Origin of the sequence: Thiofaba sp. EF100 (assembly GCF_039822285.1) — a bacterium.
In the GTDB taxonomy this organism is placed as follows: domain Bacteria; phylum Pseudomonadota; class Gammaproteobacteria; order Halothiobacillales; family Halothiobacillaceae; genus Thiofaba.
Map to the genome: position 1 here is coordinate 1 of NZ_JBAJEY010000001.1, position 11234 is coordinate 11234.

General features: G+C 61.4%; 10 protein-coding genes and 2 pseudogenes. 11 read left to right on the forward strand and 1 reads right to left on the reverse strand.

What is annotated here, in order from left to right; translation table 11 throughout:
- From V6D91_RS00005 to V6D91_RS00045, 9 genes and pseudogenes are all read left to right on the forward strand, one after another.
- Positions 1–328 (forward strand): hypothetical protein (locus V6D91_RS00005; protein ID WP_347317155.1); only part of this gene is annotated, 328 nt, incomplete at its 5' end.
- Entirely contained in the window at positions 328–1542 is a 1215-nt protein-coding gene (locus tag V6D91_RS00010; protein ID WP_347317156.1) for a hypothetical protein, read from the forward strand. The genes V6D91_RS00005 and V6D91_RS00010, both read left to right, overlap by 1 nt.
- Before the next feature lie 108 nt (positions 1543–1650).
- On the forward strand, positions 1651–1842 hold the full coding sequence (locus V6D91_RS00015; RefSeq protein ID WP_347317157.1) for a hypothetical protein: 192 nt from the start codon (positions 1651–1653) through the stop codon (positions 1840–1842).
- Complete coding sequence (locus tag V6D91_RS00020) at positions 1842–2291, forward strand: DUF2924 domain-containing protein (RefSeq protein WP_347317158.1); 450 nt, start codon at positions 1842–1844, stop codon at positions 2289–2291. Before V6D91_RS00015 ends, V6D91_RS00020 begins: the two co-directional genes overlap by 1 nt.
- Positions 2288–3667: a recombinase family protein gene (locus tag V6D91_RS00025; protein WP_347317159.1), complete on the forward strand. Its 1380-nt coding sequence runs from the start codon at positions 2288–2290 to the stop codon at positions 3665–3667. Before V6D91_RS00020 ends, V6D91_RS00025 begins: the two co-directional genes overlap by 4 nt.
- On the forward strand, positions 3667–4038 hold the full coding sequence (locus tag V6D91_RS00030; protein ID WP_045785217.1) for a hypothetical protein: 372 nt from the start codon (positions 3667–3669) through the stop codon (positions 4036–4038). The genes V6D91_RS00025 and V6D91_RS00030 overlap by 1 nt, the downstream gene beginning before the upstream one ends.
- Positions 4035–4508, forward strand: a complete 474-nt coding sequence (locus V6D91_RS00035; protein ID WP_347317160.1) for a hypothetical protein — start codon at positions 4035–4037, stop codon at positions 4506–4508. The genes V6D91_RS00030 and V6D91_RS00035 overlap by 4 nt, the downstream gene beginning before the upstream one ends.
- A gap of 492 nt (positions 4509–5000) precedes the next feature.
- Positions 5001–5365, forward strand: a pseudogene (locus V6D91_RS00040) (integrase core domain-containing protein); the annotation flags it as partial.
- Positions 5366–6036: 671 nt separating this feature from the next.
- Positions 6037–7779, forward strand: coding sequence for an N-6 DNA methylase (locus V6D91_RS00045; RefSeq protein ID WP_347317161.1), 1743 nt, complete (start codon positions 6037–6039; stop codon positions 7777–7779).
- On the opposite strand, the gene V6D91_RS00050 is transcribed toward V6D91_RS00045, so the two are convergent.
- Positions 7753–8808 (reverse strand): hypothetical protein, encoded by a 1056-nt coding sequence (locus V6D91_RS00050; RefSeq protein WP_347317162.1) that lies wholly within the window; start codon positions 8806–8808, stop codon positions 7753–7755. The genes V6D91_RS00045 and V6D91_RS00050 overlap by 27 nt on opposite strands.
- Before the next feature lie 179 nt (positions 8809–8987).
- Between V6D91_RS00050 and V6D91_RS00055 the strand changes: the two are divergent.
- Both V6D91_RS00055 and V6D91_RS00060 read left to right on the forward strand, forming a co-directional pair.
- Positions 8988–9980 (forward strand): annotated as a pseudogene (locus V6D91_RS00055) (IS5 family transposase).
- A gap of 201 nt (positions 9981–10181) precedes the next feature.
- Positions 10182–11162, forward strand: a complete 981-nt coding sequence (locus V6D91_RS00060; protein WP_347317163.1) for an IS5 family transposase — start codon at positions 10182–10184, stop codon at positions 11160–11162.
- Positions 11163–11234 lie beyond the last annotated feature (72 nt).

Genomic DNA, 11234 nt, shown 5'->3' on the forward strand with positions numbered 1-11234 from the left:
AGGATCAGAAATTCTTGAGCCTTTTACAACCGTCCGTGAAAACGGGGTAGAACCCAAGGTGACGAACAAAGCCAAGATCCTGGTGCTGCAACGCTTGGTCGATGCCTATGCCGCTGGCTCGCCGCATGTGAACACCAAGAAGCTGATGAAGGACACGGGCTGCGCCTCGCCATCCAATTTGTTCACCAGCAAGCACTCGCCGTGGCGCAACTACCTCATCCGGGTCAAAGGCTCACATGCCTGGCAGCTGAATCTGCCGACCGCTGATGCGGCCATCGAGGACGATGATCTGCCGCATTCCGCTGCCGAAATCACGGAAAACGCGTGATGAGCGGCGCACATAAATGGCAGTTTGCGCCACGCTTTCGGCGTCACGCCTTCGGCTGGCGTTCCGACACACCCATCCAGCGGATCAAGGAAGCCCTCGCCGAGATCAAGCAGGTGGCCCGCAAGGAGCCGGTACTGGCCGCCGAGGGTGCCGTGACCTTGCTGGAGAAGCTGTCGCCCGCACTCGAGCAGGTGGACAGTTCCTCCGGAGCCCTCGGTTCGGCGGTCAACAAAGCCATCGATACCCTCGTGCCCATCATCATCGAGGCCGACGTCGAACCCAAGCAGCGGCAGCGCTGGCTGGGCCGCCTGTGGCAGGCATTGCAGGACGATGAAATGCCTTACATCGAGCTGCTGGGCGACTACTGGGGCGAACTGTGCGTGACGCCGGAACTGGCCTCTCGATGGGCCGACGATTTCATGCCCGTCGTTGAACGCGTGTGGAGCCCCGCTGCATCGGGCCATGGCTACTTCAAGGGCACCAGCGCCTGTTTCTCTGCGCTGTTCGCGGCGGGCCGCCATGACGAGTTGCTCGCCCTGATCGACAAGGCGAGGTTCAAGTGGTGGCACGACCGTCTCTGGGGCGTGAAGGCACTGGTTGCCATGGGCAGGAAAGCGGAGGCGGTCCGCTATGCCGAAGACTCGCGCGGGCTCAATGATCCGGGCTGGCAGATCGCCGAGGCCTGCGAAGGCATCCTGTTGTCTTCGGGCTTGGTCGACGAGGCCTACCGACGTTATGCCATCGAGGCCAACCAGGGCAGCACGAACCTGGCCACGTTCCGCGCCATCACCAAAAAATACCCGGAGATTCCAGCAGAGCAAGTTCTGCGGGACCTGATCGCCAGTACGCCCGGCACGGAAGGCAAGTGGTTCGCTGCGGCCAAGGAGGCGGGACTGTTCACCCTCGCCGCTGAACTCGCCACTAAAAGCCCCACCGATCCCCGGACCTTGACCCGCGCCGCCAGGGACTTCGCCGTCGACCAGCCGCAGTTCGCCATCCATGCGGCCCTATCGGCGCTGCGCTGGATCGCACGGGGCCACGGCTACGAGATCACCGGCGTGGACATCCAGGACGCGGCCCACGTCTTGCAGCAGGCCAGCATCCATGCGGGCGTCGATCATGGGACACTGTCGGCGTTACTCGCGCCGATTCTGGCTGAGGCACCGCCGCGCCATCTTCTTCGACTGGTGTTGGCTCCGTTCGTCAAGGCATAGCGGTCGCACCCGGCTATCGAGCTGAAGCCCCCCGATTGATCTGCGTTGAGATCCGCTTCGGACAATCGGGCCCACCATTCCTGACGGTTGCAATTCCTCGGAGCCGTCATGAAGAACCTCGAACTCGCATCTCCCCCGGAGATGAGCGCCAGCGCCCGCGCTGGCGAAATCGCCGCCATCCTTGCGGCTGCCATCGTCCGCACCCTTGCTGCGGATGAGCCAAAACAGAGAGCAGTTGGCCTTGGCTTCCTGCCCGACCAGCGCGTTCATACAACCCCCTATCAACAGGAGAAGTTGTGATGAACGAAAAACAAGCATCCGTCGCCGCACGGATCGCCGAACTGGCCTGCCTGCCGATGCCCGAGCTCTGGACGGTGTGGGATCGGTATTTCCCGCGCCGCCCGGACTACCCCAACCGCACGCACGTCGAGTCTCGCCTCGCCTACAAGCTGCAGGAGGAAGCCTTCGGTGGCCTTGCGCCCGAAACCCGCCAGCGCCTGGAAGCCATCGGCGCAAAACACTCCAAGATCAAGCTGCGGGCCAAGCCGCGCGAGTTCGATTTCGCGCCGGGCACGATCCTGCTGCGCGAATGGGGCGAGCGCGAACACCGGGTGACAGTCACCGCCGAGGGGCTGTTTGAGTACCAGGGGCGCAACTTCAAGAGCCTGACAGCGGTGGCCCGCCACATCACGGGCGCGCACTGGTCGGGGCCGCTGTTCTTTGGCCTGAGCAAGGGAGGTGCGCGATGAGCGAGATCGCCAGCACCAAGGCCCGCAAGCGCTGCGCCGTCTACTGCCGGGTGTCCTCGGATGAACGGCTTGACCAGGAGTTCAACTCCATCGACGCGCAGAAGGAGGCGGGCCACGCTTTTGTGGCCAGCCAGCGATCCGAAGGGTGGATTCCGGTGGCCGACGACTACGACGACCCCGGCTTCTCTGGCGGCAACACGGATCGGCCGGGGCTGAAACGCCTGATGGCGGATATCGAACGCGGCCAGATCGACATCGTGGTGGTCTACAAGATCGACCGCCTGACGCGCAGCTTGGCCGACTTCTCCAAGATGGTCGAAGTGTTCGAACGCCACGGGGTGTCCTTTGTGTCGGTCACCCAGCAGTTCAACACTACCACCTCGATGGGTCGGCTGATGCTCAACGTCCTGCTGTCCTTCGCCCAGTTTGAGCGCGAGGTCACCGGCGAGCGCATCCGCGACAAGATCGCCGCCGCCAAGCGCAAGGGGATGTGGATGGGCGGCGTCCCGCCCCTGGGTTACGACGTCGACAACCGCCTGTTGGTCATCAACGAGGCCGAGGCGGCGGTGGTGCGTCGCATCTTCGAGGAGATGCTGACCGTCGGCTCGCCGACCCAGATCGCCGTCAATCTGACTGCCGACGGCATCACGACCAAGGCCTGGACGACACAGGAGGGCCAGACCCGCAGCGGCACGCGCATCGACAAGAAGTACCTGCACAAGCTGCTGCGCAACCGCATCTACCTGGGGGAGCTATCGCACAAGGGGAACTGGTACCCCGGCGCTCACCCGCCGATTATCGACCAGGAGCTTTGGGACAAGGTCCACACGGTGCTGGCCAGGGATGGGCACGCCCGGTCGGTGGAAACCAAGATCCGGTCGCGTACTGACGCCTTGCTGCGCGGCCTGCTGTACGCCCCCTCGGGCGAACGGATGTACCCGACCTACTCGCGCAAGAACGGGCGCAAGTACCACTACTACGTGTCCAAGTCGGAAAGCCGGTTCGGGGCACCAGGCAAGAGCTACGAGCGCCTGCCTGCGCCGGAGATCGAGGCAGCGGTGGTGGCCCAGATCCGCACGGTGCTGACCAGCCCGGAATCCATCGCATCGGTGGTGCGCCACATCCAGCGCAATGGGGCCCAGATCGACGAGGCCACCACGGTGATGGCGATGGGACGGCTCAACGACGTGTGGGATCAACTGTTCCCGGTCGAGCGCCACCGCATCGCCAACCTGATGATCGAGCGCATCGACCTCGTCCACATCGGCGAGGTTCAGGGCATCAAGGTGAAGTGGCGGGAACTGGGCTGGGACGCCCTGATCGGCGAGTTCGCCCCGAGAGGCATCGGCGCGGAACTGGTGGAGGTCGAAGCCTGATGGACGACACACTAGAAACCTTTGTGCCCCTGACATTCCGTCGCCGGGGCGCGCGGCGGGTGGCCGCCGACGACCGCCACGTTCACGATGTGACGCTGCTGGAGGGGGTGGCACGCGGTTTCTACTGGCAGCACCTCGTGGACACCGGTGTGATGAAGAGTGGATCAGACATTGCCCGGGCCGAAGGACTGCACCCCTCGGTGCCCAACGAGCTGATGCGCCTGACCCTGCTCGCGCCTGACATCCTCGAACTGCTAATGGCCGGGCGGCAGCCTCGCCGGATGAACCTGATCTGGTTCCAGCGCAACCCGCTGCCGGTGGATTGGGAGGCGCAACGCCAGATCGTGAAGCGCTTTGAGGAGGACGCATGAGCAAGAAGCACCGGGGCCGGTTCAAGGGTGATCCGGTCACCTATCAACTGCCGAACCCGGCAGGCGGCGTGCAACTGGAAACCTTCGTGCCCTGGACGCTGGTGAAGCGGGGGCTGAAGAAGCAGGTCATCACGCCCTTGGACGCGCCACAGGAATTCCTGTCCGAGGCCACCCGGGAGCGGGAAGCGCGGTCGGCCGCGCAGGACACCGCGTTGATGCGGGCGCTCGGACTGGCACACCACTGGCAACGCCTGCTGGATGAGCAGCGGGCCGCGTCGGTGGCGGAGATCGCCGAGGCCGAAGGCATGGACGTGACACAGGTGCGCCGGGTCATGCGGCTGACGCTCCTGGCCCCGGAGGTCGTGGAACGGCTGGTTGGCTCGCCCAATGCCGTGCTGGAGAAGGTGATGCGCCGCCCCTGGCCCAACGCCTGGGGCGACCAGATGCGCGTGCTCGCGCCACCCGGGTGAGCGCGTCACACCCAGCGCCAGCAACCGCCTGCGGGCGGTTTTTTTGTGGCCGCTTGGCACTCGGTCGCCACCGCTACAGGAGTTGCCAACCACAACCGACCGCCTCTAAACCCGCGCCAGCAAAGGAAATGGCCTCGAGAACGCTCGCGTGGCCACCAGAGAAAACGGAGAACAGAGAGGCGTCGGTGGGGGCAAAAACGCCGACTTCGCAGGGGTGGCGCTCGCAAGGCCAGGCCCGGAAACCGCGCCAACACTGGGGGAACGGGCAAAAAAAATCCCAACCGATGAGGGTTGGGATTTTGGGTATTGGTGGTGGAGTCGCCGCCAAAGCACAACCCGGATTCCGAACAAGATAGCAAGCCAAGGGGCTAGAGCGTGAGTTCGGGCCGATGAACCGACGCCGCCTATATGCATGGTGGCAGTGAAAGCTGCCTGGTCAAACTCATGAGGTTGAGGCCTGCGAGGATGACCCTCTTGGCACCGGTGTGGCACCTCACCGAGAATGGCAAGGAGTTCACTGACCGCTTCATCACCACGGGCGAGCGCACCCCAGCGGGGCAGCACGCCGCGCTGTATGCAGCACTCGGCATGGAGCATCGGCTCACGCGCGTGCGCCGCCCGCAGACCAATGGGATGGTGGAACGCTCCAACGGCCGCATCGAGGAGGTGTTGCGCTCGCACCGCTTCGTCAGTGGCGAGGATTTTGAGACGACGCTCAAGCGCTATGCTTGGCTGTATAAACAGCACTTGCCCCAGTCCGCGCTCGGCGGCCGCACACCCATGTAAGCGATGAAACAGTGCTCCAGGGCAGGCCGGAGCTGTTCCACAAGAGGCCTATCGATCAGCCGGGACATGACAATTTTTCAGGGGCACTCATTACTGCTACTTGCCTGCCGTCACCGTCGTCGCAACTGTGCGCTTCAACTCCGCGACGAGTTGCCGACGACGTCCTCAAAGGTGTCCTTCTGCCCGTTCTGAACGTAGCGCTGCTCAACGGTACGCAGGGCACCCCAGACCTCGGCACCTGGCCATGGAACAGGATAGAAAACACCTCGAGATCCAATCTCTCGGCCAGTTCCTCAGGAACCCACCCCTTACGACGTCCACGCAATACAACCGTCAACGGGAAAAAGATTGCCTGTTGGCATCGCGTCACATTCGGTGTAATGTTACATTCGTAACGTCATATTGCTCCCCACCTACCCCATGAGCATCGGAAACAGCGGCCGGATTGTCATCGAAGTAGAGCCAGCGACTAAGCGGGCGCTTTATGCAGCACTGGCTCAAGAGGGGTCCACTCTAAAGGAATGGTTCCTTCGAGCCGCTGAGCAATATCTCTCAGGCGCAAATGGCCAAATGGCTCTTCCGCTTGCAGGAATTGCTAGTTCCCCTGGAACTCCCGATCGGGTTCTCGAGTGTTCGCCGACCTTAAAGATATCGGATACGGAAACAAGAAAACCGTAGCCTCATGCTTGGGCAATCCTTCTAGATAAAGGCGCTACGAGCAGCACGGAGATTAGGGATCCGCATGCATCAGATCATCATACAAGACACCACCCAACGCTATCAAAGTGTTGAAGCAAAAAAAGCACACGGCGCAACCTATACACCGGATAACTTGGCTCGATTTGTTGCCGAGCGTATCGTTGAAAACGCCGAACTTGAAGGCCGCGAGTTGATCACGATCCTCGATCCGGCCATTGGAGACGGGGCGCTTGTGTTGGCGCTACTGGACGCATTGAAGCACAAGACCGGCGCATTGCTGAGCATTCGCGGATTCGACACCAACGTTTCAGCGCTCGACGAGTCAGCCAGGCGCATCCGCGCGGCGCACCCAAAAGCGCAACTGGAACTCATGCGTGGCGACTTTCTAGATTTTGCGCTGAAAGCGGGAACCAATAGGGCAGTGCCGTCCCTGTTTTCCTGCAGTGAAGCCAAAGTGTTCGATCTTATTATTGCTAATCCCCCATACGTTCGCACTCAGATCATGGGAGCGGAGCGCGCGCAGCAACTCGCCAGCGCCTTTGGTCTCACGGGTTGCGTGGATTTGTATCAAGCGTTCCTTCTGGGCATGGCGCAGGTTCTCTCCCCGAACGGAACGGCGGGCATCATCGTCTCGAATCGCTTTATGACAACAAAAGGCGGCGGTGCGTTGCGTTCGGCGCTGCTCGAGCGTTTCGACCTTCGCCAAATTTGGGATCTTGGCGACACTAAACTCTTTAGTGCGGCCGTCCTTCCCGCTGTTCTCGTTGCTCGGGGAAGGGCATCAGCTTCTGCCGGTGCCGCGCGCTTTACATCCATCTACGAAGTCAAGGACGAACCCGAAGCCCAAGCATCCGATCCATTAGAGGCATTGAGATACACGGGTGTCGTGGTCGTAGCAGACGGACGACGATTCCGAGTGCGCCACGGCACGCTGGATTCTTCCAGTGGTGTTGGCAATGTGTGGCGGTTAGCGTCCGAATCCGGTGATGAATGGTTGGCCATGGTAGACCGCCAAACCTGGAAGCGTTTTGGTGAGATCGGCAAAATCCGTGTTGGCGTCAAGACCTGTGCGGACAAAGTCTTCATTCGGCACGATTGGGACAGCGCCTTTGGCGCAGAAAAGCCCGAGTTATTGCGTCCGTTGACCACCCATCACGCAGCGGGACGGTTTCGGGCGTCAACCCCGAAGAAAGGTCGCGCAATTCTTTATCCCCACGAAGTCGTGCAAGGAAAGAGACAGGCAATCCCAATTGAGAATTTCCCCAAGAGTCGTGCGTATCTGGAAAAGCATCGTTTGGCGCTTGAAGGACGATCCTATGTGATGGAGGCTGGACGTAGCTGGTATGAAATATGGGTCCCGCAGGACCCGCAGGCATGGAGCGCGCCCAAACTCGTCTTCCGTGACATTTGCGAGCGTCCAACCTTCTGGATCGATCTCGACGGTACCGTGGTGAACGGCGATTGCTATTGGCTTGCGACAAGCCGGGAGGATGACACCGATTTGCTCTGGCTCGCTTGCGCGGTGGCGAACTCGACTTTTGCTGAATCTTTTTATGACCACCGCTTTAACAACAAACTCTATGCTGGACGCCGCCGCTTCATCACGCAGTATGTCGAGCAGTTTCCTTTGCCTGATCCTTCTTTGCCGCTTTCACAGGAAATTATCACCCGCGCCAAGGCGATTTATAAAGCCAACCATGCGCCGGAGGTGAAGGAGATGGAGCGCGATCTGGATGAGCTGATCTGGCGGGCTTTCGGATTAGGTATCGAAGAAGTCCGCCGGTAGGGGTATCTGGAGCTTAGCGTTTAGAACCTTTCCCTGAAACTGAGGGAAGCGCGTAAAGAAAGCCGCCCCTGTCGTCAGAAAGAAATGGGTTAACGTGACTGAGCCGTTGGCGACTTCGCCGTAAAATATTCCGTATCGTACATCGCAATGCCTAACTTGCTGGCCGCCGACCAAAGGCACGTCAAGCGGCTCGACGCTTTCGGGTGTAACGAGGCCGAGGTCGATGGTCGGCGAGGTTTGCAGCTTGACTTCCAAAAGCTGGTGCCGCACATCCGGGAACTGCCCATCGTCCTGATAGGAGCGGTAGCCTAGAGCCGCGCAGACCAGCCGGTGCAGTGCCGCACCTCGATTGCGCTCCTGATCCGCACCGGTATCTGCAAAACGCTGGCCAACCAGGGGCGCCAGCCGTTTGAATACTGTGTCGATTGCCAAAATCTGTCCTGCCGCCGGATGCAAAACGGGCGTAGCGATCTTGGTCAGATCGACATCTGGAGTCACGAACGGCAAAAGCCGCTCTGTATCCTGCGCAGCGATCAACTCTATAGCTTGCGACCCGGGGATGCATCGCGCTTGGTATTTGCGGGTCAGCGTTCCGGTAGTATCTAGCAGCGCCAGCGTGTCGCCAGTCACCACCTTAACCCGAGTGATCACATCCGCCTCCGAAACGCGGATGATCACATACCGGCGCGACGCCGAGAGTTCTTCATTCCAGACTTGCAAGTTGTTGGATTTCTGCGTGTAGGTGTCAAACATTTGCCCTAGAAAGCGGGGTTGCGTCTTCCGGAATGAGTTGGGGACGGGATAACCCAAAATTTCGCAAATGCGCGTCTTGACAACTTTCGAACGTGTCCGCAGCGGCAATCCATTTAGAGACAAGCCGCGAAGACCAGTATCCAGAAGTGCTTGCAACTCCGGAGTGGGAATCCAGAGAACCGGATCTCCAACCGCAATCGGATCGTAGATGCTCAAGCCCTCTGCGCGGATTGCCTCCACGTAGCGTTTGGGATCGGTTGGAGTACCGGTGGCCATTGGTTCTTGATTTTCGGGAGTGGATGATTAGGACCGATAGTGCGAGAGCACTGCCTTTATCCCGCTCCACGTTCGGGAATCTTGTTCAACCTTTGATTCTCTCAGGAGCAAGCCGTGCTTACAAGGGATGGTCTGCACAACCCCACCCCAACCCCCTCGTTTTGTGCGACAGTCACGCCATGAAGCAGATGAGCCTGGCCAGTGCGATGGGCAGCGGCTTTGAGCGCCGCAGCAATAAGACGCGCAAGCGCGAGTTTTTGGAGTAGATGCAGCAGGTGGTGCCGTGGAGCCTGCTAGTCGCGCTCATCGAACCCTACGCGGCCAAGCCGGGGCCAAAAGGTGGTCGCACGCCCTTTGCGGTTGAGACCTTGCTGCGCATTTACTTCTTGCAGCAGTGGTTTGGCCTGTCGGACTCGGCGGTGGAAGAAGCCCTGTACGACACGCCGCTGCTGCGTGAGTTCGTTGGGTTGGACCTGGGGGTGGACGTGATTCCGGATGAGAGCACCATCCTGCGCTTCCGCCACCTACTGGAGGAACACGACCTCACCCGCCAGATACTCGAGCGCGTCAACGCCATGCTGAGCGAGCGCGGCCTGCTGCTCAAGAGCGGCACCGTGGTGGATGCCACACTGATTGCGGCGCCCAGCTCCACCAAGAACCGCAGCGGCCAGCGTGACCCCGAGACGCACCAGACCAAGAAGGGCAACCAGTGGTACTTCGGCATGAAGGCCCACATCGGCGTAGATGCGGACTCGGGCCTGGTGCACACGGTGGTGGGAACCGCGGCCAACGTCAACGACGTGACGTCGGCGCACGCGCTGGTGCATGGAGAGGAAACCGATGTCTTTGCCGACGCGTGCTGCCAGGGCGTGAGCAAGCGCGATGAAACGCAGGACATCGAAGTCAACTGGCACGTGGCCATGCGACCGGGCGAGCGCAGGGTGCTGGACAAAAGTACGCCAGTGGGCGCGATCCTGGACAAGCTGGAGCAGACCAAGGCGCGCATCCGGGCCAAGGTCGAACACCCGTTCCGGGTGATCAAGCGCCAGTTCGGGCATGTGAAGGTGTGCTATCGGGGTCTGGCCAAGAACACGGCGCAGCTGCACACGCTGTTTGCGTTGTCCAACCTTTGGATGGTGCGGCGCACGTTGCTGCAGGAGATGCGGGGATGAGTGCGTCTGCAGGCGGCCAGAGGGCCGCCAAACGGGGGGAAATCGGCCTTCAAACCGACCTTGCGGGCCGGGAACCGGCACCATCCGAAATCAAGTGCATCAACTCACGCTGCGGCGGGTGTTGTGCAGATCTTCCTTAGGGAACCTCTGAACAACTCCGCCACTTTCGGTGAGAATGCCGCACCACTTGAGGGGGGCGTGATGCAGCTGTCGTTCGGTGATGCCGAGTCCTTGACCAATCGCAAGCGCACGCGGCGCGAGGTGTTCCTGGCGGAGATGGACCAAGTGGTGCCGTGGAAGGCGCTGCTGGCGCTGATCGAGCCGCATTACCCGCAATCGGGTCGTCCCGGCCGACAGCCCTACCCCTCGGCGACGATGCTGCGCATCCACTTCCTGCAGCAGTGGTACGCGCCGTCTGATTCGGCGATGGAAGAGGCGCTGGTGGATACGCCGGTGATGCGGCGATTCGCCGGGATTGGCGGTCTGGACGACATCCCGGACGAGACGACGATCCTCAACTTCCGGCGCCTGCTGGAGACGCACGGCTTGGCCGAGAAGCTGTTTGCGCAGGTCAACGCGCACCTGCAGCGCAAGGGTCTGAGCCTGCGCGCGGGGACGATCGTCGATGCGACGATCATCAACGCGCCGAGTTCGACGAAGAACGCGGACGGTGAGCGCGACCCGGAGATGCACCAGACCAGGAAGGGCAACCAGTGGTACTTCGGGATGAAGGCGCACATTGGCGTCGATGACGTGTCCGGTCTGGTACACCACGTGGAATGCACGGCGGCGAACGTGGCGGACGTGACGCAGGCGCACAAGCTGCTGCACGGCGAGGAGGACACCGTCTGCGGCGACAGCGGCTACACGGGTGCCGAGAAGCGCGAGGAGCTGCGGGACGTGGCGGCGGCGTTCCTGATCGCGGAGAAGCCGTCGAAGCTGCGCGCGATGAAGAACCAGCGCGAGCGGCGCTACGCCGAGCGCTGGGAGCGCTACAAGGCGAGCCTGCGGGCGAAGGTGGAGCACCCGTTCCGGGTGATCAAGCGGCAGTTCGGCTACATGAAGGTGCGCTACCGCGGCATCGCGAAGAACGCGGCCCAGGTGCTGACGCTGTTTGCGCTGTCGAACCTGTGGATGGCGCGCCGGCGGTTGTTGCCGGCGACAGGGTTGGTGCGCCTGTAAGGCGGGGAAACCCGCCTGAAAGCGCCGGAAACGGCGCGTATACAGGGCATTGGAACGGCATTCGAGACAAAA

Excerpts from the sequence above, each read along its gene's own strand:
- V6D91_RS00010 (WP_347317156.1), top strand. The coding sequence starts at position 328 with ATGAGCGGCGCACATAAATGGCAGTTTGCGCCACGCTTTCGGCGTCAC.
- V6D91_RS00015 (WP_347317157.1), top strand. The coding sequence starts at position 1,651 with ATGAAGAACCTCGAACTCGCATCTCCCCCGGAGATGAGCGCCAGCGCC.
- V6D91_RS00020 (WP_347317158.1), top strand. The coding sequence starts at position 1,842 with ATGAACGAAAAACAAGCATCCGTCGCCGCACGGATCGCCGAACTGGCC.
- V6D91_RS00025 (WP_347317159.1), top strand. The coding sequence starts at position 2,288 with ATGAGCGAGATCGCCAGCACCAAGGCCCGCAAGCGCTGCGCCGTCTAC.
- V6D91_RS00030 (WP_045785217.1), top strand. The coding sequence starts at position 3,667 with ATGGACGACACACTAGAAACCTTTGTGCCCCTGACATTCCGTCGCCGG.
- V6D91_RS00035 (WP_347317160.1), top strand. The coding sequence starts at position 4,035 with ATGAGCAAGAAGCACCGGGGCCGGTTCAAGGGTGATCCGGTCACCTAT.
- V6D91_RS00045 (WP_347317161.1), top strand. The coding sequence starts at position 6,037 with ATGCATCAGATCATCATACAAGACACCACCCAACGCTATCAAAGTGTT.
- V6D91_RS00050 (WP_347317162.1), bottom strand. The coding sequence starts at position 8,808 with ATGGCCACCGGTACTCCAACCGATCCCAAACGCTACGTGGAGGCAATC.
- V6D91_RS00060 (WP_347317163.1), top strand. The coding sequence starts at position 10,182 with ATGCAGCTGTCGTTCGGTGATGCCGAGTCCTTGACCAATCGCAAGCGC.